The following is a 20,830-nucleotide window of genomic DNA, read 5'->3' on the forward strand; positions in this document are numbered from 1 at the left end:
GAGTGTGGGCGGCCGCGGTCGCGCCCGCTGAGACCGCCGCCGCTAGACTGTCCGCATGACCGACACCGCCCTGCTGTACCTGCTCGCCGGCCTGCTGCTGGCGGTCCTGGCCTTTCTCCTGGCGTTGTTCCTGCGACGCAGCCCGGGCGCGCACGCGGAAACGGCACGCGAACTGGAGACTGCCCGTGCCGGCGCGCAAGCGGCGGCGGTGGAGGCGGGCCAGTTGCGCGGCCGCCTGGAGACCGTGCAGGCGGAACTGGACAGCGAGCGCCAGCGTGCCGGCGGCCAGGCCCAGGCGCTGACCGCGGCGCAGCAGCGCATCGAACGGGAAACCACCCTGCTGGCCGAGCGCGAAGCCGCGCTGGCGCGCGTGCAGGAACGGATCGCCGCGCTGCAGGGCGAGCTGGAGGCGCAGCACGCGTCCTACCGGCAACTGCACGGCGAGCACGCCCGCGCCATGGCCGACCTGCAGCACTCCCAGCAGGCGCAGCAGGAACTGCGCGCCTACCTGGACACCGCGCAGGAGAAGCTGTCGGGCGTATTCGCCGAACTCGCCGGCAAGGTGTTCGAGGAACGCGGCCAGCAGTTCGAGAAGAACGTGCGCCAGGCCGCGCAGCAGTCGCGCACCGACATCGAGGGCCTGCTCAAGCCGTTCTCGGACAAGCTGGGCGAGTTCCGCCAGCGGGTGGACGCGGTCTACGGCGAGGAAGCGCGCGAGCGCGCCAGCCTGCTCGGCGCGGTCGGCGAATTGAAGACGCTCAACCAGCACATGGCCGAGCAGGCCTCGGCGCTGACCAGCGCGCTCAAGGGCAGCGCCCGGGTGCGCGGCGACTGGGGCGAACTGATGCTCGACAGCGTGCTGCGCGGTTCCGGGCTGGAGGAAGGCGTGCACTACCAGCGCCAGCAGCATACGGTGGACGACGAGGGCGAGCGGCTGCGCCCGGACGTGGTGGTCCACTTCCCGGACCAGCGCAAGGTCGTGGTCGACAGCAAGGTCAACCTGCTGGCCTGGCAGGAGGCGATGAACGCCGCCACCCCGGAGCAGCACGACGATGCCCTGCGCCGCCACGCGGTGGGCCTGCGCCAGCACGTCAAGGACCTGGGCGACAAGAACTATCCCAAGGCGGTCGGCGGCGAGGCACTGGACATCACCATCGCCTTCGTGCCGATCGAGGGCGCGCTGTCGGCGGCGCTGGGCGCCGACGGCGAACTGCAGGGCTATGCGTTCGACCGGCGGGTGGTGTTCGCCTCGCCCAACACGCTGATGGCGCTGCTGCGCGTCACCGAGCGGTTGTGGACCCGCGACAAGGTGCAGAAGCAGGCGCTGGAGATCAGCGAGGCCGGCGGCCGCGTGCTCGACGCGCTCAGCGCCTTCCTCGCCGAGTTCGACACCGTCGGCAAGCGCCTGGACGATGCCAGCCAGGCCTTCGGCCGCGCCCGCAACCGGCTGGTCGATTCGCCGCAGTCCGCGCTCAACCGCGCGCGCCGGCTGGCCGAACTCGGCAGCAAGGCAAAGCGGGCGCTGCCGGCCGAGCTGCAGCCGGACACGGTCCAGCAGCTGGCGGCTCCGCCCGCCGGGGATGACGGATCGGAGTGATCGTGATGGCGCGTGACCGGCGAGCGGGATTGCCTGACGCCATGACCTCGATGGCGCGCGTGCCGTGGAAGTGAAGAGGACCGGTTGGGCCGCGGCGGTGCGCTGCTCGCCGGCGCTTCCGGGAAGCCTGGCGGCGATCCGCGCCAGGGTGTGCCGTGGGATGCAGCGCGGGTCTTGCCGGCACAAGGAAGAAGGCCCGGGATCGCTCCCGGGCCTTCGTTCGTTGCATCGGCGGTAACGGCTTCAGACCCCCGGCAACGGCAGCGGCATGGCGTCGGCCGGCACGGTGGGGTCGCGCTCCTCGTCGCGCAGGTAGTCCGGCAGTTCGAATTCGTCCATCTGCCGGTGGCGGCGGTCGCCCTCGATCTGGAAGGTGCGCCGCTGCAGCCAGGCGTCGCGGATCATCGTGTACTCGTCCGGGGCCGATTCGCGCATCGCATCCAACGGCAGCAGGGCCGCACGCCGATCCACCAGCTGCATGCCCTGCAGGAAGATGCGCACCTTGTCCTCCTCGACCGTGCGGCTGACCGACAGCGGTGCGTCGCCGACCAGGCCGAACACGTCGCGCAGGGTGCGCGGGCCGAACAGCGGCAGTTCGACGTAGCGCGAACTACGCCAGCCCCAGATGCCCAGGGTCTGGCCGAAGTCCTCGCTGCGCCGCTTCATCTTCAGGTCGCTGGCCGGATCGAAGATGCCGCCGATGCCCAGGGTGGAATTGACCACGAACCGGCCCAGGGTCTGCACCGCATGGCGCGGCCGCCCCTGCAGCACCTGGTTGACGAAGGTCAGCGGCGAGCCGAGGTTGTCGAAGAAGTTGGCCACGCCCAGGCGCGCCTGTTGCGGCACCACCGTGACGTAGGCGTTGGCCAGGGGACGGGCGATGGCGCGGTCGACCACGTTGTTGAAGGCGTGGATCTTCCGGTTCATCGGCTCCCACGGATCGTACGACGGCCGCGCGGTTGCCGCCGCGTCGCCGTTCGCCGCGTCTGCGCTGACCGGTGCCGTGCCGTACAGCGCAGCGAAGTCGTCCTCGGCCTCGGTCGGTGCGGCAACGGGGGTGCCGTCGTCGGATGGCGGCGGCAGGTCGCCCGCTTCGGTCGGCGGCGGGGCGGGCAATTCGGCGTAGGCAGTTGTCGCCTCGCTGGCGGCAGGCTCGGCGAGCGGCGCCATCGTGCCGGCGATCGCCGCTTCCTGGACGGCCGGTGCCGCCGGCCTGGGCGCGCTGGCGCAGGCCGCCAGCGCCAGCAGCAACGGCAGCGCGAGGAACGTGCGCGACGCGGTCACGGCGACGGGTCCGCGAACGCCAGCGCCTCGTCCAGCCGGTAGGCGGCGCGCAGTTCGGCCAGGCCGGCCGGCGACCCGACGACCTGCGGCGCACCGCCGCGCGCGGCCACCTGCGCGCAGGCCTCGGCCAGCAGCGCCAGCCCGGCGCTGTCCAGGCGCTGCACGCCGGACACGTCCAGCACCCGGACGCCGTCCAGCAGCGGCGGCAGCGCCGGCCAGTGCGCGATGGCCGCGGTGCGGTCGAGCGGACCGGCCAGGCGCAGCACCGGGCCGTCGCGGTCGAGCTTCAGACCGGAGGCCGGATCAGCGTGCGCCATCGGCTTGTGGCTGGATGGTGCCGGCGCGCAGGTCGGCGGCGACCTGGGCGATGGACTTCTGCCGCAGCGGCGTGTCGAACTGGCTGCGGAAGGTCTGCACGTAGGACACGCCCTCGACCATCACGTCGAAGATCTTCCAGCCGCCGTTGTCGCGCACCAGGTAGTCGACCGGGATCGGGTCGCCGCCCTCGCGGATCAGTTCGGTGGACACGCGCACGCCGCGATTGCCCGGCAGCGGCGTTTCGGACTTCAGCCGGATCCGCGGCTTGCCCTCGATGGTCACCAGCACCGCGCCGTAGCGCTGCATCAGGTTCTCGGTCATCGCGTCGGCGAACAGCTTCACGTCGGCGTCGCTGGCGCCGCGGCCGTGCGGGCCCAGGACCAGGCGCGCGGCGTAGTCGCGGTCGAAGGAGTTGCGCAGCTCGCCGTCGATGAAGTCGCGAAGCGCGGCCGGGTTCTTCTGGAATTCGACGCGGCGCTGCTGCAGCGTGGTCAGGATGCGGCTGCCGTTGTCGACCACCTGCTTGCCGGGCGTGGCGGCCGCTGCGGTCTGCTGGGCATGCACGGCGGCGGGCGCGGCCGCCAGCAGCGGCAGGGCCAGGGCGAGGGAGAGGATCAGCGGTTTCATGGCTGGGGGGCTTCCATGGGGGAGTCGTCCGTGGGGGGCGGGGGCGGCGCACCGGCGCCGCCGCCGAACATGTACTTGCCGACCAGCTGGATCAGGTCGATGGCCGGCTGGGTGTAGGCGATCTCGTCGCCCGGCTGCAGCGGCTCGGGATCGCCGCCCGGCTGCAGGCCGATGAAGCTCTCGCCGAGCAGGCCGCTGGTGAAGATGCCGGCGGAAGTGTCGGCGGGCAGCTCGGCGTAGCGCTTGTCGATGGCCAGGATGACGACCGAGTCGAACTTCACCGGGTCCAGCTCGATCCTGTCGACCCGGCCCACGACCACGCCGCCGATCTTCACCGGCGCCTGCAGGCGCAGCTGGCCGAGGTTGGAGAAGCGCGCGCTCAGCTCGTAGCTGCCGCCGCCGATGCCGAACTGGCGGTTGGTCGAGGCGAACGCCAGCACCAGCAGCGACACCAGCGCCAGCACGAGGAAGGCGCCGACCGCGAATTCGAGCCTGGGACCACGGATTGCCATGGGGGATTACCTATAGGAACCGGTTTGAACGAAAGAACAACAACAGTCGGGACAAGCCCGGGCTTTTATTCAGTACCGGCACATGGATGTGCCGGCTCTTGCGAGGGACTCGCATACATGATGGCGACGGTGACGTCCCTGCTCACGTAGATCCGTGCTCACTGGAACAACAAAGCCGACATCACGAAGTTCAGCATCAGCACCAGCAGCGAGGCGTTGACCACCGCGCGGGTGGTCGCCACCGCGGTGCCCTCGATGGTCGGCTCGGCGTGGTAGCCCGCGTAGGCCGCCACCAGCGCCGCGGTGCCGCCGAACACGGCCGACTTCAGCAGCGCCACGCCGAAGTCGTCCCAGAAGTCCACGCTGCCCTGCAGCGCCGACCAGAACGTGCCGTTGTCCAGGCCCAGCACCTGCACCGCCTGGAACCAGCTGGCGCTGATCGCCAGCGAGCAGAAGAACACCGTCAGCAGCGGCACGCACAGCACCGCCGCCCAGAAGCGCGGCGCCACCGCCTTGGCGATCGGGTCGATCGCCATCAGTTCCAGCGCCTTGATCTGGTCGGTGGCGCGCATCAGGCCCAGTTCGGCGGCGATCGAGCTGCCGGCGCGGCCGATGAACAGCAGCGCGGTCAGCACCGGGCCCAGCTCGCGGTACAGCGACAGGCCCAGCAGGGTCGACAGCGCGTCGGCCGCGCCGAAGGTGGTCAGGGTGCGGTAGCCCTGCAGGGTCAGCACCAGGCCGACGAAGGCGCCGCCGACGGCGATGATCGGCAGCGAGCGGCCGCCGATCTTGTAGATCTCGCGCACCAGTTCGGCGAAGAAGTCGCGGGTCGGCGCCGAGGCGCGCAGCACCGACAGCGAGAACAGGCCGGCGCGGCCCAGCGACTGCATGGTCGCGGCCACGGCCATCACGCCACCTCCTCGCGGCGCGGCGGGGCCGGCTTCGATGGAACACTCTCGAAGGGAATGGGCCCGTCCGGCTCGCCGTGCAGGAACTGGCGCAGCAGCGGATCCTCGCTGGCCTCCAGCTGCGCCGGGGTGCCGTCGAAGACGATCCCGCCGTTGGCCACCACCACCGCCTGGTCGGCGATCGGCAGGGTCTCGCGCACGTGGTGGCTGACGATGATGCTGGTCAGGCCCAGGCTGCGCGACAGGCGCCGGATCAGGCTCATGATCACGCCCGAGGCGATCGGGTCCAGCCCGGTCAGCGGCTCGTCGTACAGCATCAGCGGCGGGTCCAGCGCCAGCGCGCGGGCCAGGGCCACGCGCCGGGCCATGCCGCCGGACAGCTCGCGCGGATACAGGTCGGCGGCGGCGCGCAGGCCCACGGCATTGAGCTTCATCGCCACCAGCCGCCGCAGCAGCGGCTCGGGCAGGCGGGTGTGGGCGCGCAGCGGCAGGGCCACGTTCTCGGCCACGCTCAGGTCGGTGAGCAGGCCGTTGCCCTGCAGCAGGACCCCGATTCCCTTGCGCATCTCCAGCAGCTCGCGCGGGCGGCTCGGCACCGGCTCGCCGAACACCCTCACTTCGCCGGCCGCCGGCACCAGCTCGCCGGTCACCGCCGCCAGCAGGGTCGACTTGCCGGTGCCCGAGGGCCCGAGCACGGCGGTGATACTGCCGGCCGGGACCGCCAGGTCGAGGTCGTGCAGGATCGTGCGTCCGCCACGGTCGAGGCGGACACCGGTCAACTGCACGGCGGTGGAGGCGGAAGACGTCATCGGGAGCAGGTTGCGCGGGTAACGGAGGCTCGGAAAAACAACGGGCTAGCTTCCGGGTCGGCGACTGAACCGAAAGCGAACCGGGGCGTCCAATAATCCCACAGCGCCGGCGATCGTCGCAGTGCGGAAGGTTGGGATGCAGCGTCGCGGCGGCGGGGCCGCGACGGCGGGATTCAGGACGCGTCCGGCGCCTCCGCCTCGGCCGCGGCCAGCCGGCGCAGGCGCCGCAGCGATCCCGGCTCCCGGGTATGCGCCAGCACCTGGCGCAGGTTGAGGTAGATGCGCGAGGCGTAGGCCTGGTCGTTGAGCAGCGAGCCGGCCTGCAGGCCGTCGATCGCGCCCTGCCGCACCTGTGCGAACAGGCGTTCGCGGAAGCGGTCCTCGTACTCCGCGGCCTCGCGGTCCAGCGTGTCCAGGCGGGCCTGCCACTCGGCGGTCTCGCGCGGGCCGCGGGAGGTGTCGCGCAGCGCCAGGATCTGCGCGAACAGGTGCCGGCGCAGGTCGACGTAGGCCGCGCGCAGCGGCGAATCGTCCTCCCGCAGGCGCCGGCCCAGGTTCTTCTGCAGGTGCTTGGCGCCCTTGACCGCGTTGACCAGCTGCAGCGCGGCCACCTGGCTGCCGCTCCAGAAGCGCTGGTGTTCCTGGTCCAGCGGCACCTCCAGCCGGCCCATGAAGGCGAGCAGGTCGCCGTACACGCCCTTCACCCGCTGCTGGTACAGCGCGTCGGCGTCGACCGGCGCGTCGTCGCTGCGCGTCTCCAGCAACGGATCGTCCGGCTGCAGCCGCTCCACCGCGTCCGCCGGCAGGTACAGGGTCAGGCAGATCACCTCCAGGCTCAGCCGGCCCAGGTGCTGCAGCTCCTGGGCGACCGCCGCCGCCGCCGCGTCGGCCGATTCCAGCGCCGGTCCGCTCAGGTGCACCGCCCGCAACGGCGGGTGCGCGGCGGGAAGGCCGGCGCCTGCGGCCGACGCCGGGGCCGGCTCCGGACGGTCCGGCAGCCACCGCTCCAGCCAGCGCGCCAGCTGCGCCTGCCACGGCCAGAACACCGCGACCCCCAGGCCGTTGAACAGGGTGTGGAACAGCGCCAGCTTCAGCATCGCGTTGCCGCCGAACCCGGCCAGGCCGGCCACGACCCCGACCAGCCAGGTCAGCGGCAGCAGCAGGAGCAGCGCCAGCAACGCGGTGACCGTGTTGAACAGCGCGTGCGCCAGCGCCACCCGCTGCCCGGCGCGGTTGCCGCCGAGGAAGCCCACCAGCGCGGTGGTGACGCTGCTGCCGACGTTGGAGCCGATGGCGATGGCCAGGCCCTGCTCCAGCTCGAGCTGGCCGCCGGCCAGCGCCGCCAGGGTCAGCATCAGGGTCGCGTGGCTGGACTGCAGGACCAGGGTCGTGGCCAGGCCGATGCCGACGAACAGCAGTGTTGCGGCCAGCCCGCCATCGGAGGACCCGCTCAGGTCCACGTTGCCGCCGAAGGCCTCGAAGCCGGCCTTGATCTGGTCGATGGCCAGGAAGATGAAGGCCACGCCCAGCACGATCCGCCCGGCCGCCTTGCCCCTGGGGCCGGTGAAGCCGGCCAGCACGCCGAACACCAGCAGCGGCAGCGCCAGCGGCGACAGGCTCAGGTTCTGCCCGGCCAGCGCCAGCAGCCAGATGCCGCTGGTGGCGCCCAGGTTGGCGCCGAAGATGATCGCCAGCGCGCCGGCCAGCTGGATCAGCCCGGAACTGATGAAGGCGATGGTCAGCAGCGATACCAGCGTGCTCGACTGCAGCATCATCGTGCCGCCGATGCCGAACAGCAGGCCCTTGGCCGGGGTCCCGGTGCTGCGCGCCAGCCACTGCTCGAGCTTGCCGCCGGCCAGCTGGCGCAGGCCTTCCTCCAGGCACTGCATGCCGAACAGGAACACCGCCAGCCCCGCGCACAGCTGCAGCCAGCCGGCGTCGCGCCAGAACGACCAGCCCAGGAGGGCGGCCAGGAGCACGAACAGTGGCAGGCGCAGTGTCTTCAAGGCGGGCGGTCCGGTGGCGTGGGGTGGCGGCCATTATCGGCACAAGGCAGCGGCGCGGGCCCACGTGTCTCGCATGCTGCGATGGCGCTGCGGCAAGATGGGCGGGATGACCCTTGCCGCCAGCGACTTCCGCCTCTACCACTCCAATGCGCTGGAAGTGCTCGCTGGCGTCCTGGCCCGGGTGTTGCGCGAGCCGGCGCCGGGACAGCCGCTGCTGGCCCCGGAGATCGTGCTGATCCCGCAGGTGGCGATGCGCCGCTGGCTGCAGGCGACGCTGGCGGCCGAGCACGGGGTGGCGGCCAACATCGAGTTCCTCACCCCGGGGGAGTTCGTCGGCCAGGTGCTGGCGGCCAACCCGCCCGCGGAGGCCGGTGCGCCGTCGCGCGACGAACTGGATGCGGCGACCCTGCACTGGCACCTGTACGCGGCGCTGACCGATCCGGCGCTGCTGGCCACGCCGGCGCTGGCGGCCATCGCCGCGCACGTGGGCGCCGCCGATCCGCTGCGCGCCTGGGCGCTGGCCGGCGAACTGGCCGGGGTGTTCGAGAAGTACCAGGCCTGGCGCCGCGACTGGCTGCTGCGCTGGGAAGCCGGGGCCGACCCGGACGATCCGCAGGCCATCCTCTGGCGCCGCGTCGCCAGCGGCCGGCCGCACCGCGCCCGCCGCATCCAGCAGTACCTGGAGCGCTTCGGCGCCCACGACGGCCCGCTGCCGGTGGGCCTGCCGCCGCGGCTGTCGGCGTTCGCCGCGCTCAACGTCTCGCCGGACGTGCTGCGGGTGATCGCCACCCAGGCCCGGGTCGGCAGCCTGCACTTCTTCGTGCCCTCGCCGGTGGCCGACTACTGGGGCGACCTGCAGCGTCTGCGCCGCGGTGCGGACGTGGCCGGCGCAGAGGAACACCCGCTGCTGCAGCGCTGGGGCGCGGCCGGCGTGGACTTCATGCGCATGGTCGGCGACTACGAGGTGGTCCACGCCTCGGCCGACATCCAGGTGCACGCGGATCCGGGCGAAGGCGGCGGCGCGCTGCACGGCAGCCTGCTGCGCCGGCTGCAGTCGGACCTCTACCACCGCCGCGCCACCCCCGGCTGGCCGTTGCGCCCGCGGCTGGACCGCGCCGACCCGAGCCTGCAGCTGCACGCCTGCCACACCCGCCTGCGCGAACTGCAGGTGCTGCACGACCAGCTGCGCGGCCTGTTCGACGACCCGCGCTTCGATCCGCCGCTGCAGCCGCGCGAGGTCGCGGTGCTGGCGCCGGACATCGACCCCTACCTGCCCTACCTGGACGCGGTGTTCGGGCGCCGCGGCCAGGACGATGCCATCCCCTACGCGCTGGCCGATGCCAGCCCGCTGGCCAACGAACCGCTGGCCGAGGTGTTCCTGCGCCTGCTGGCGTTGCCGGTGTCGCGCTTCGGCCTGCACGAGGTCCTGGACCTGCTGGCGACCCCGGCCCTGGCCGAGGCCAACGGCCTGGACGCGCCGGCGCTGGAACGGCTGCAGGCCTGGCTGGCCGCGGCTGGCGCGCGCTGGGGCATTGATGCGGCGCACCGCGGCCGTTTCGATGCGCCGGAAGACGAGGCCTACACCTGGGCCTTCGCCCTGGACCGGCTGCTGCTGGGCCATGCAAGCGGCAGCGATGCGCCGATCGTGCTGCCCGGCGGCCAGGTGCTGGCGCCGATGCCGGACCTCGAGGGCGGCGCGCTGGATGCGCTGGACACGCTCATCCGCCTGCTGCGGGTGCTGGCCCGCCATGCCCGCGTGCTGGGCGAGGCGATGCCGCCGGCGCAGTGGCGCGAGCGCCTGCTCGGCCTGCTGGAGGCGCTGCTGCCGCGGCCGCCGTCCAACCCGGCCACGCAGCGCGCGCTGGACCGCCTGCGCAGCCTGGTCAATGACTTCGCCGCCACCGCCGCGCGCGCCGGCTACGCGGCCACGGTGCCGGCCGAGGCGGTCCGCGCGCATTTCGCCGACGTGCTGGGCGAAGCGGACACGCGCGCGCCGCTGCTCACCGGCGGCGTCAGCATCGGCCGCATGGTGCCGATGCGCCTGCTGCCGTTCCGGGCGATCTGCGTGCTGGGCATGAACGACGGCGAGTTCCCGCGCCGCGACCCGGCCGCCGGCCTCAACCGGCTCACCGCCGAACTGGGCAGCGACCGCCGCCGCGCGGGCGACCGCTCCACCCGCGACGACGACCGCTTCCTGTTCCTGCAGCTGATGGCCGCCGCGCAGGACGTGTTCTACGTCAGCTGGCTCGGCGCCGACCCGCGCGACGGCAGCGAGCGCGAGCCGTCGGTACTGGTGTCGGAACTGATCGACGTGGCCAGGGCGCAGCACGCGGACGCCGATGCCGCGGCGGATGCGCTGGTGGTGCGTCATCCGCTGCAGCCGTTCTCGCCGGCCGCCTTCGGTGCCGGCGACGAGCCGCGCCGCTTCTCCTATCGCCACCCGTGGCGCCAGGCGGCGGCGCAGCCGGCGGTGCGGCGCGTGGCACTGCCGCCGTGGTTCGAAGGCGAGGTGCTGGAACCAGTCGACGGCGAGGTCGAGTTGTCGATCGACGCTCTGCGCCGCTTCCTGCTGCATCCGGCGAACGAACTGATGAAGCGCCTGGGTCTGCAGCTGCCCGAGGTCGAGGAGCAGGAGGAGGACATCGAACCGCTGGCCGGGCCGGCCTCCGGCCTAGAACGTGCGCGCCTGCAGCGCGCGGTGTTCGAGGCGCTGCTGCGCGGCGAGGACGAGGGGGCCACCCACGCCGTACTGCGCGCGCGCGGCCTGTTGCCTTCCGGTGCGTCGGGCCGCCGCGTGCTGGCCGCGCAGCGGCGGGAGCTGGTGGGGTATGCCGGGGCGTTCGCGCAGTGGCGCGGCGATGCCCGGCCGCAGTCGCTGCCGATGCCGGACTCGCTGGTGGTGAACGGCACCCGCCTGCATGGGCGGCTGGAAGAGGTATATCCGCACGGCCTCGCGCGCCTGCGCCTGGGCAGGTTGAACGGCCCCTCCGCGATCCGCCATGGTCTGGATTGGCTGCTGGCCTCGGCGGCGGGAATGTCGCAGCCCCTGGTTGAATTCCACGACGTCGATGGCAAGCTCGGCCCGCACCTGCGCGAGCCGTTGCCGGTGGAACAGGCGCGGGATGCCCTGGGCCGGCTGTTGCAGCTGCGCGCGCAGGGCCTGCGCGAACCGCTGCCCTTCGCGCCGCGCAGCGCCTGGGAGTTCTTCAACGCTTCCGACTACGGGCGTGGTGCCGACGCGGCGGCCAAGCAATGGCATGGCAATGGCGGTCGCAGCTTCGCCGAAGGCCAGCAGGAAGCGCTCCGGCTTGCGTTCCGCGGCCGCGACCCCTTCGCCGACGATGCTTCGCTGCTGCGCTTCGCCGATGCGGCGATGGCCGTGTTCGCCGCGCTGCAGTCGGGCATGGTCCATGGAGGCGTCGATCCGGCCGCGCTCAGCGGCCTGGTGGCCGCATTCGACGCGGAGGACGGCGCATGAGCGCGCGCGCTTCGGACCGGGGCGAAGACGCCTACCTGACCCTGCCGCTGACCGGCGTGCAGGCGATCGAAGCCTCGGCCGGCACCGGCAAGACCTTCACCCTGGCCACCCTGGTGGTGCGGCTGGTGCTGGAACGCGCGCTGCCGGTGGAGCGGATCCTCGCCGTCACCTTCACCGAAGCGGCCACCCAGGAGTTGCGGGCACGGGTGCGCAAGCGCCTGCTCCTGGCCGCCGACCTGGCCAGCGGCCAGGCCGATGACGACGCTTCGCCGGAAGCGGCGCTTACCGCCGGACTGATCCAGGCCCATCTGGAGGCCAGCGGCGAATCGCGCGCGACGGTGGCCGGACACCTGCGCGAGGCCGCCGACGGCATCGACCAGGCCGCGGTGTTCACCATCCACGGCTTCTGCGCCCGGGTGCTGCGCGAGCACGCACTGGAAAGCGGTCAGGGCTTCCACGCGCCGGAGCTGCTGGGCAACGACATCCACCTGCGCGAGGCCATCGCCGCCGACCTGTGGCGCGCCCACGCGGTCGACGGCGACAGCGTCGACGACCTGGCCGCGCTGTGGCCGCAGGGTCCGCGGGCGCTGGCGCAGGACCTGCCGGCGCTGGTCCGCGAGCCGGTGCTGCGCCCGGAACCGGCGGACGCGTTGCCCGATCCCACGCCACTGCTGCACGCCGCCGCGCAGCGGCTGGTCGAGGCCGGCCGCACCCATGGAGAGACGTTCCGCGTCGCGCTGCTCGATGCGGTCGAGGGCAAGGTGCTGCATGGCGGCAGCTACAAGGCCGCCTGGATCGAGGACCTGTTCGCCGCGCTGCGCCGCTGGTGCGAAGCCGGCGATGCGCAGGTGCCGTTCGAGCATCCCAAGCTGGCGCAGTTGCACCGGAAGACGCTGCAGGAACGCACCAGCGTGAAGGCTGCCGGACGCACTCCCGACTCGCCCGTGTGCGCCGCGGTGGAGGACTACGCCACCGCGCTGGCCCAGCTGGGGGACTACCGCCAGGCACGGCAGGTGGCGCTGCTGCACCGCCTGCGTGGCGACGCCCGCCGCCGCCTGGCCCGGCTCAAGCAGCAGCTGCGGGTGCAAACCTACGACGACCTGATCGACCGCGTCGCCGACGCGATGGATGGCGCGCAGGCCGGGGCCCTGGTCGCGCGCCTGCGTGAGCAGTACGCCATCGCCCTGGTGGACGAGTTCCAGGACACCGACCCGCGCCAGTGGCGGATCTTCGACCGCGTGTTCGGCGCCGGCAGCGACGATCCGGCGCTGTTCGTGATCGGCGATCCCAAGCAGGCCATCTACGGCTTCCGCGGCGGCGACGTGGAGACCTATCTGGCCGCGCGCGCCACCGCGTCCGAGGCTCCGCCGCTGGCGCACAACTTCCGCTCGCGCCCGGCGGTGCTCGGCGCGGTCGAGGCGCTGTACGTCCAGGCCGATGCCGCGCTCGCGGCGGCGGCAGCCTACGGGGCCGCCGAGGCCTCGGCCTTCCTCGATCCGCGGATCCGCTTCCACCCGGTCCAGCCCGGCGGCAAGCGCACCGACGCCGACTACCTGCGCGACGGCACGCCCGCGCCCGCACTGGTGCTGTGGCAGGCGCCCGCGCCGGAACCCGGCGAGGACGGCAGGCGCAAACCCCACGACGCCCACAGCTCGCGTGAACTGGCCACCGCCGCCTGCGTGGCCGCCATCCACGCGGTGCTGGCGGACGCCCGCGCAGGCCGCGCCGCGATCGACGGCCGCCCGGTGCAGCCGGGCGACATCGCCGTGCTGGTGCGCAAGCACCACGAGGCCACGCGCATCCGTGAAGCGCTGGCCGCGGCCGGCATCCCGGCGGTGGCCGCCGGCAAGCAGAGCCTGTTCGCCACCGCCGAGGCGCATGAGCTGCATGCCCTGCTCCAGGCCCTGCTGCACGGAAGCGACGACGGCCGCCTGCGCGCCGCGCTGGCCACCGTGCTGGTGGGCGAGGACGCCCACCGCATCGCCGCGCTCGATGGCGAAGGCGCGACCCTGCGCCAGTGGCACATGACCGCGCTGGGCTGGCGCGAGCGCCTGCAGCAGGGCGGTCCGCTGGCCCTGGTCGGCGACCTGTGCGCGCAGCAGGCCACGCGCCTGCTCGGCCTGGTCGATGGCGAGCGCCGCCTGACCAACTACCTGCAGCTGGCCGAACAGCTGCAGGAGGCGCAGCGCGGCGCGCCGGGCCTGCATGCCCTGGGCGACTGGCTGGAGCGCTCCATCGCCGAGGCCAGCGCCGACGACGAGGCCCAGCTGCTGCGCCTGGAATCGGATGCGCGCCGGGTGCAGGTGGTGACCCTGCACAAGAGCAAGGGCCTGGAGTACCCGCTGGTGTTCCTGCCCTACGTGGGCATCGGCGGCAAGGCGCCGGAGCCGGGACGGCGAGTGGTCGTGCACGAGGGCGACCACCGCGTGCTGCAGTGGAAGCTGCAGGACGAAACCCGCTGGAAGGAAATCGCCGAGCGCTGGAAGACCGCCCAGCGCGCCGAGGACGCGCGCCTGCTCTACGTCGGCCTGACCCGCGCCCGCGACGCGCTGTGGCTGGCGACCGGCGAGTTCTACAACCACGCGCAGTCGCCGCTGTGGCCGATGGTCAAGGACGCCACCGCGCTGGCGGCGCGCGCACCGCAGGCGATCGTCATCGATCGCGCCGCGCCACAGGACAACCTGCCGTGGCTGCCGCCGGAGGCCGAAGGCGAGGTGCCGCCTGCGCGCACCGGCACCCGTGCGCTGGCCAGCGACTGGTGGGTCTACAGCTTCACCCAGCTGGCCAATGCCGATGCCGGCGGCGACACCTCCAGCGCCGCCACCCAGCCGGCTGCGGGCGGGCGCGACGAACCGGCCGACGCCGGCGAGGCCGCACCGGCGGACGACGGTTTCGATCCACGCTTCGCCGGCTCGCGCTTCGGCGTGGTTCTGCACGAAGTATTCGAGAACGCCGACTTCGCGGCCTGGCGCCACTGGCGCTCCGGCGACGATCCACCCGCAGGCGAGCACGGCAGGATCATCGAGGCGCTGGGCCATGGCGGCTACGCGGCCGCCGACCTCGACGACGGCATCGCCCTGCTCACCGCCCTGGCCGGCCGCACCCTGACCGTGCCGCTGCCCGAAGGCACGCGCCTGGCCGACCTGCCCGACCAGCAGCGCCGCGCGGAAATCGAATTCCAGTTCGCGCTGGCGCCGACCCGGGTCGACCAGCTGCTGGCGCTGCTGCACCGCCACGGTGTGCTGCGCACGCGCCAGGGCTTCGGCGGCCGCCGCCGGCTGGAAGGGCTGATGACCGGCCTGATCGACCTGACCTACCTGCACGACGGCCGCTGGTACGTGCTCGACTACAAGTCCAACCGCCTGCCCGGCTACGGGCCGGCGCAGCTGGCCGAGGCCATGGACCACAGCGAGTACCCGCTGCAGGCGCTGATCTACACCGTGGCCCTGCACCGCTGGCTGCGCTTCCGCCTGGGCGACCGCTACGACTACGCGCGCGACTTCGGCGGCGTGCGCTACCTGTTCTGCCGCGGCGTCGATCCCGGCGCCGCCGAGGCGCCCGGCGTGCAGGCCTGGACCTTCGCCCCCGCGCTGGTGCACGCGGTCGACGCGCTGTTCGCCGGCCAGGCGCAGTCCGCCGGGGAGGCCGCATGAGCCTGCTCGAAAGCCTGCGCCGCGACGGCCGCCTGCGCACCCTGGACCACGCCCTGGCGCTGAGCCTGCGCCGGCTCGATCCGGACACCTCCGACGCAGTGGCCGCCGCCGCCGCGCTGGCCTCGCTGGCGGTGTCGGCCGGCCACGCCGGTTTCCGCCTGGACCAGCCGCAGGCGCTGCTGGAACCCACGCCGGATTGGCCCGCGGCCGCCGACTGGCAGCGGGCCCTGGAAGCCTCGCGCTGGGTGGCCTGTCCGCCGGCCGGCGATGTCGAGGCCCCGGCCGATGCGCCGCTGGTGCTCGAGCACGGCCTGCTCTACCTGCGCCGCTACCGCGAGTACGAACGGCGCCTGGCCGCCGGCCTGCACCGGCTCGGCCGCCACCCCGCCGACAGCGAAGGCCTCGAGGCGTTGGCGCCGCTGTTCGCGCGGCTGTTCCCGCAGGCGGCCGGCGGCGGTGACCGCCAGGCCCGCGCCGCCGCCGTCGCCCTGCTGCATCGCCTGCTGCTGGTCACCGGCGGCCCCGGCACCGGCAAGACCACCACAATCGCCCGCCTGCTGGTGCTGCTGTCCGCACGCGCCGCTGTTGCCGGACAGCCGGCACCGCGCATCGCCCTGGCCGCGCCCACCGGCCGCGCCGCCGAGCGCATGGCCGAAAGCCTGCGCAAGGCCGCGCAACTGCTCGCCGCCGAAGGCATCGAGGCATCGCTGCTGGCGCCGCTGGGCAGCGCCGGCAGCACCCTGCACCGCCTGCTCGGCACGCGCCCGGATTCGCCCGATTTCCGCCACCACGCCGACAACCCGCTGGCGGTGGACATCGTGGTGGTGGACGAAGCCTCGATGATCGACCTGCCGCTGATGGCCAAGCTGGTCGAAGCCGTGCCCGACGGCGCGCGGCTCATCCTGCTCGGCGACCCTGACCAGCTGCCCTCGGTGGAAGCCGGCGACGTGCTCAGCGGCATCCTCGCCGCCGCCGGCGACGGCCTGCGGCTGGCGGCCGACGATGCGCGCGCGCTGCGCCCGCTGCTCGGGGAAGTGGATGCGGCCGCGACCGATGCCACGCCGGCCACCGTGTCCTTCCCCGCCCGACACGTCCACCTGGTCCGCGGCTGGCGCCAGTCCGCCGCGCTGGACCTCGCGCCGCTGGCCGCGGCCGTGCGCGACGGCGCCAGCGGCGAAGCGCTGGCGTTGCTGCGCGGCAACCGGCTCGACGGCGTGCACTACCACCCCGAACTCGCCGACCCGCTGCAGGACGCCATCCAGCGGGAACGCTTCCTCGCCCACTGGACCGCGCTGGCCGCGGCGCCAACCCCGGCCGCGGCTCTGGCCCAGGTCGGCGCGTTGCGCATCCTCACGGCGGTGCGCGACGGCCCGCAGGGCGCGCGCAGCCTCAACGCGCGGATCGAGGCGCTGCTCACCGGACGCCTCGCCGCCGTCCCGGGCCGCGCCCGCGACGCACGTGCGCCGGATGCCTTCTTCCACGGCCGCCTGCTGCTGGTCACCGAGAACAGCTATCGCCACCGCCTGTTCAACGGCGACATCGGCATCTGCCTGCACGACGACGACGGCCAGCTGATGGCCTGGTTCCCCGGCGACGATCCCGCGCAGCCGCGCGCGTTCCATCCCGCCGCCCTGCCCGCGCACGAAAGCGCCTTCGCCATGACCGTGCACAAGGCCCAGGGCTCGGAGTTCGACGAGGTCTGGCTGCTGCTGCCGGCCCATCCCAGCCGCGTGCTCTCGCGCGAGCTGGTCTACACCGGCATCACCCGTGCCCGCCGCGCGCTGCACCTGGCCGGCAGCGCCGCGGTCCTCGAGGCCGCGCTGGCGCGGCATGCGAGCCGGGTGTCCGGGCTGGGCTGGCGGCTGGCGAGGAAGTAGGCACCGGCCGTTCCCTGCCAAGCAGGAATGCCGCCCGCCTGTCCAGCGGGCAAGAAGTGACCGCTTTCACAATTCACGACTTCGCGCTATGTTCCGCCTCCGGGGGAACACGGGATGCAGACGCGCACGGCGTCCGTCCCCGCGCACGCCGCACGCCGTCGTCCGTTCCGCCAGCCGACCCTTCTGCGTCATGACGGGGATGTACGTCCGGAGGAACTGCCATGCGTTACCTGCTGTGCCTGCTGGGATTGCACCACTACCGCAAGCCGACCCGCGACGGCGGCACGCGCTGCAAGTGCGGCCGCGTGCAGTACCGGATCAGCTGACCTGCTCGACGCCGGCGCGGACGGACGTCGCTCGCGTCCCATCCCCGTTGCCGATGCTATCGTTCCCGCCATGGCCGGGACCAAGACCATTGCAACGATCCGGTTCGAGGCGACGCTGTCGCGCCCCGCGCAGCCCAAGGGCGCGGCGTGGACGTTCCTGGTGCTGCCCGAGGCCGCCAGCGCCAGGCTGCCCACGCGCAGCCAGGTGGCGGTGGAGGGCACGCTCGACGGACAGCCGTTCCAGGCCACGCTGGAACCGGACGGCCAGGGCAGCCACTGGCTGAAGGTGGAGAGGAAACTGCGCGAGGCCGCCGGCGCCGAGGCCGGCGACGCGGTGGCGCTGGAGATCGCGCCGTCGGCGAAGCAACCCGAACCGAAGCTGCCGCCCGACCTGCGCCAGGCATTGGCCGACCATCCCCAGGCCCGGGCGACGTGGGACGACATCACCCCGGTGGCGCGGCGCGACTGGATCCAGTGGGTCACGTCGGGCAAGAAGGCCGAGACGCGCGCCAAGCGCATCGCCACCGCCTGCGACATGCTGGCCTCGGGCAAGCGCCGCGCCTGCTGCTTCGACCGTTCCGGGATATACAGCAAGGCATTCAGCGCGCCGCGGGCGGCGGATTAGCCCCGGCGTAGAGCCACGGGAGTAGGATCGGCGCCACACAGGGGAGAAGGCGCATGCGCACAATAAAGCGATGGTCGGCCATGGGCGGACTGGTGGCGGTGTTGTGCGTCGCGGGGGCGCAGGCCAGCAACATCAACGACATCAACAACGGGATGCCGAACCGCATCTCGATGAACGTCACTACGGCCAAGCAGACCCAGGGCGCGACCTTCGGCGAGAAGGTCGATGCCGGGCTGCATGCCGCCGGCGGCAAGGGCGTGGCGCCGCAGCCGCTGCTGGTCGAGTGCGGAAGCATCGCTTGCGTGATCGTGTTTCCCGACGGCAACGGCTATCGCGCGGACCTGCAGGCGCTGGCGCTGGCACCCCTCGAGCCGGCGCAGGGCGAGGCCGTGCGCCGGCAGCCACAGGCGGCATCGCTGGTGGGTTCGGTCATGCCGGGTGCCGGCGTCGTCTCGGCGGCGGTGTCGTCGGTCGGAGCACTGGCCGGCGGCGGCAGCGGTGGCGCCGCCGCCGCGTCCTATGCACGCAATGCCACCGTTGCGGCCGCTGCCGTGCCGCCGGACGCAGGCGGCGAGCCGGGCGAGGTCGACCTGTCGCAACCCCTGGCCGACGGTGACTACCAACTGGTCGTGGTGGCACAGAAGCCCACGGCGGGCCTCAAGGACACATTGAAGACCCAGGTGCGTACCGCGGCACCGCAGCAGGTCCGCATCGCGATCGGTTTCAGCGTGGAAGACGGGGTGCTCAAGACCCGGCACGACACCGCCAAGAACTCGATCGGCAACATCCGCTGAGGATCGCCGCAGGGCCGCACGTGCCTACCGGCCGTGCGCTGCCTGCCTGATGGCGGCCCAGGCGTTCAAACCTCGCCCTTCTGCGACAGCAGCACCGCGATCGGCCGGCTGCCCTGGAACTCGGCCAGCACCATCACGATGCTGGCGGTGACCGGTACCGCCAGGAACGCGCCGGGCACGCCCCACAGCGCCGTCCACACCGTCAGGCAGACCAGGATCACGAACGGGCTGAGGTTGAGCGAGTTGCCCATCAGGTACGGATCGAGCAGGTTGCCGTTGAGGAACTGGACCACCGACAGCGCGCCGGCGAGCACCAGGGTGGTCTTGAGGTCGCCGAACTGCAGCAGCGCGAACACCACCGGCAGCAGCACGCCCAGCACCGAGCCGATGTAGGGCACGTAGTTGAGCAGGCCGATCAGCAGCGCCCAGAACGGCGCCAGCTCCACGCCCATCGCGGCCAGCACGATCCAGCTGGCGAAGCCCAGCAGCACGCTCAGCAGGGTCTTGAGCGCCAGGTAGGTGCCGATCCGGCCGTTGATGTCGGCGACGATGCGGCGGATCCGCGCGCCCTGCTCGGGGTCGCGGGTCAGGCCATCGACCTTGGCGTCGAAGTGGCGACGCTCGACCATCAGGAACACCACGTACAGGCCGACCACGCTCAGGCCGGTCAGCAGCGAGGTCACCGACAGCAGCATCGAGCCGACCAGCCTCTGCGGGTTGACGTGCTCGAGCACGGCGTGGCGGATGGTGTCCCAGCTCGGCTCCGATTCGACGCCGAAGAAACTGGCGCCGCGCTGCACCAGCGCGACCAGCTGCGACTGGTAGTGCGGGGCCTGGGCGACCAGCTGGTCGACGCTGTCCATCGTCAGCCAGCCCAGCAGCAGCAGCGCGCCGAGCATGACCAGCGCCGACAGGCCGTAGTGGAGCTGCATCGGCAGCGCCGGGCCGATCACCGGCAGCCGCGCAAGCAGCCGCGCCGAACCGAGGATGACGTACATGACCATGACGCTGAAGACGATCGGCACCAGGATGTCGCGGCCGATGTACAGCACCCAGCCCAGCAACACCGCTAACGCGGTGCCGTACACGAGCGCCCGGAATCTGTCGTTCATTCGGATGCCAGCCCCTGCGTCTGCGATGGAGGCCGCGCGTGGCGGGCGATGGTTCCCCGGGCCCGCCAGGCGCCGCGGGGCCATTGTGTTGCATTCGCGGCGGCGCGTGCATCCCGCGCGATCCCGTCGCCGTATTCCGGGCCCTGTCGGCCGATCCTGGGATCCGTCGGATTCCGGTTGTCCTGCCTGTCGATACGCCGCAACCTTCATGGCGCCGGGTCCGTCACCCGCGATCACCGACCACCGGGAGCCTGCCCATGAAGACCCTCATCGCCCTGCTGGCCTGGTGCCTGCTGCTGGTGCTGTGCTGGCCGCTCGCGCTGCTGGCGCTGGTGCTGTGGCCGCTGGTGTGGCTGCTGTCGCTGCCGTTCCGGCTGGTCGGGATCACCTTCATGGCGCTGTTCGCGTTCCTGGCCGCGCTGTTGATGCTGCCCGCGCGCCTGCTCGGCTGGCGTCCGCGCCCGGCGGGTGCGACGACCTGAAAGCGTCGCGTCGCGCCCGGCCGATGCTCAGGCGCCCTGCCGCGCCCACTGCCAGAGCGCGAAGGCGACCCCGGCCAGGTAGAGGGTGCCGAAGATCGTCTTGTTGTGGCGGGCCAGCCATTGCGGCAGGTAGATGTCGAAGTTGTCCTGGCGCTGGTCGGTGTAGCGGGCCGCCCAGCCGGTCATCGGGCAACGCCAGCGGTTGAGCGCCAGCACCAGCACTTCCAGCGCGACCACCGCGGCCAGCCAGAACGCCAGTGCATGCCGCCCGTGCCAGGCGGCGATGGGGATACCGGCGATGCAGGCGACCATCACCGCCCAGACGATGGTGTGCAGCAGCTTGATGGCGAGCAGGGTCGTGCGGCCGTCGTGGGTGGCCATGGCGTCGGTATGCCGGGGGAGCCGATGCCGACCTTACAGAG

Annotated in this window: 16 protein-coding genes; 7 read left to right on the plus strand and 9 right to left on the minus strand. The window is 72.7% G+C overall.

Translation table 11 applies throughout. From position 1 onward, the window contains the following. Positions 1 to 55 precede the first annotated feature (55 nt). Complete coding sequence (gene rmuC, locus WQ53_RS08190) at positions 56 to 1,597, plus strand: DNA recombination protein RmuC (protein WP_052631716.1); 1,542 nt, start codon at positions 56 to 58, stop codon at positions 1,595 to 1,597. Positions 1,598 to 1,840: 243 nt separating this feature from the next. Here the strand turns inward: rmuC and WQ53_RS08195 are convergent, their stop codons facing one another. From WQ53_RS08195 to WQ53_RS08225, 7 genes are all read right to left on the minus strand, one after another. Beyond that, entirely contained in the window at positions 1,841 to 2,881 is a 1,041-nt protein-coding gene (locus tag WQ53_RS08195) for an MlaA family lipoprotein (RefSeq protein ID WP_052631717.1), read from the minus strand. After that, a complete protein-coding gene (locus tag WQ53_RS08200; protein ID WP_052631718.1) occupies positions 2,878 to 3,198 on the minus strand; it encodes an STAS domain-containing protein in 321 nt (106 codons plus the stop codon). The genes WQ53_RS08195 and WQ53_RS08200 overlap by 4 nt, the downstream gene beginning before the upstream one ends. Further along, positions 3,185 to 3,826, minus strand: a complete 642-nt coding sequence (locus WQ53_RS08205; protein ID WP_052631719.1) for an MlaC/ttg2D family ABC transporter substrate-binding protein — start codon at positions 3,824 to 3,826, stop codon at positions 3,185 to 3,187. The genes WQ53_RS08200 and WQ53_RS08205 overlap by 14 nt, the downstream gene beginning before the upstream one ends. After that, positions 3,823 to 4,338 (minus strand): outer membrane lipid asymmetry maintenance protein MlaD, encoded by a 516-nt coding sequence (mlaD, locus tag WQ53_RS08210; RefSeq protein ID WP_052631720.1) that lies wholly within the window; start codon positions 4,336 to 4,338, stop codon positions 3,823 to 3,825. The genes WQ53_RS08205 and mlaD overlap by 4 nt, the downstream gene beginning before the upstream one ends. Positions 4,339 to 4,496: 158 nt before the next feature. After that, positions 4,497 to 5,246, minus strand: coding sequence for an MlaE family lipid ABC transporter permease subunit (locus WQ53_RS08215; protein WP_052631721.1), 750 nt, complete (start codon positions 5,244 to 5,246; stop codon positions 4,497 to 4,499). Continuing rightward, the gene (locus tag WQ53_RS08220; RefSeq protein WP_052631722.1) at positions 5,246 to 6,055 is read right to left on the minus strand and encodes an ABC transporter ATP-binding protein; all 810 of its coding nucleotides are present in this window, start codon (positions 6,053 to 6,055) and stop codon (positions 5,246 to 5,248) included. Before WQ53_RS08220 ends, WQ53_RS08215 begins: the two co-directional genes overlap by 1 nt. A gap of 173 nt (positions 6,056 to 6,228) precedes the next feature. Continuing rightward, positions 6,229 to 8,061: a Na/Pi cotransporter family protein gene (locus WQ53_RS08225; RefSeq protein WP_052631723.1), complete on the minus strand. Its 1,833-nt coding sequence runs from the start codon at positions 8,059 to 8,061 to the stop codon at positions 6,229 to 6,231. A gap of 73 nt (positions 8,062 to 8,134) precedes the next feature. On the opposite strand from WQ53_RS08225, the gene recC reads away from it, so the two are divergent. The 5 genes from recC (at position 8,135) to WQ53_RS17025 (ending at position 18,814) form a co-directional block, all read left to right on the plus strand. Beyond that, positions 8,135 to 11,539: an exodeoxyribonuclease V subunit gamma gene (recC, locus tag WQ53_RS08230; RefSeq protein WP_236685839.1), complete on the plus strand. Its 3,405-nt coding sequence runs from the start codon at positions 8,135 to 8,137 to the stop codon at positions 11,537 to 11,539. Further along, positions 11,536 to 15,192, plus strand: coding sequence for a UvrD-helicase domain-containing protein (locus tag WQ53_RS08235; protein WP_052631724.1), 3,657 nt, complete (start codon positions 11,536 to 11,538; stop codon positions 15,190 to 15,192). The genes recC and WQ53_RS08235 overlap by 4 nt, the downstream gene beginning before the upstream one ends. After that, entirely contained in the window at positions 15,189 to 17,069 is a 1,881-nt protein-coding gene (gene recD, locus WQ53_RS08240) for an exodeoxyribonuclease V subunit alpha (RefSeq protein WP_052631725.1), read from the plus strand. The genes WQ53_RS08235 and recD overlap by 4 nt, the downstream gene beginning before the upstream one ends. A 396-nt stretch (positions 17,070 to 17,465) precedes the next feature. Then, positions 17,466 to 18,020 (plus strand): YdeI/OmpD-associated family protein, encoded by a 555-nt coding sequence (locus WQ53_RS08245; protein ID WP_052631726.1) that lies wholly within the window; start codon positions 17,466 to 17,468, stop codon positions 18,018 to 18,020. 53 nt (positions 18,021 to 18,073) lie between these two features. Then, the gene (locus WQ53_RS17025) at positions 18,074 to 18,814 is read left to right on the plus strand and encodes a hypothetical protein (protein ID WP_158497825.1); all 741 of its coding nucleotides are present in this window, start codon (positions 18,074 to 18,076) and stop codon (positions 18,812 to 18,814) included. Between the two features lie 65 nt (positions 18,815 to 18,879). Here WQ53_RS17025 and WQ53_RS08255 read toward each other — a convergent pair whose 3' ends face one another. After that, on the minus strand, positions 18,880 to 19,926 hold the full coding sequence (locus tag WQ53_RS08255) for an AI-2E family transporter (RefSeq protein ID WP_052631728.1): 1,047 nt from the start codon (positions 19,924 to 19,926) through the stop codon (positions 18,880 to 18,882). Between the two features lie 257 nt (positions 19,927 to 20,183). Between WQ53_RS08255 and WQ53_RS08260 the strand changes: the two genes are divergently transcribed. Next, positions 20,184 to 20,408 (plus strand): hypothetical protein, encoded by a 225-nt coding sequence (locus tag WQ53_RS08260; protein WP_052631729.1) that lies wholly within the window; start codon positions 20,184 to 20,186, stop codon positions 20,406 to 20,408. A 27-nt stretch (positions 20,409 to 20,435) separates the two neighbouring features. Here WQ53_RS08260 and WQ53_RS08265 read toward each other — a convergent pair whose 3' ends face one another. Further along, positions 20,436 to 20,789 (minus strand): hypothetical protein, encoded by a 354-nt coding sequence (locus WQ53_RS08265; RefSeq protein ID WP_052631730.1) that lies wholly within the window; start codon positions 20,787 to 20,789, stop codon positions 20,436 to 20,438. Positions 20,790 to 20,830 lie beyond the last annotated feature (41 nt).

The organism is Pseudoxanthomonas suwonensis (genome assembly GCF_000972865.1).
Classification (GTDB): domain Bacteria; phylum Pseudomonadota; class Gammaproteobacteria; order Xanthomonadales; family Xanthomonadaceae; genus Pseudoxanthomonas; species Pseudoxanthomonas suwonensis_B.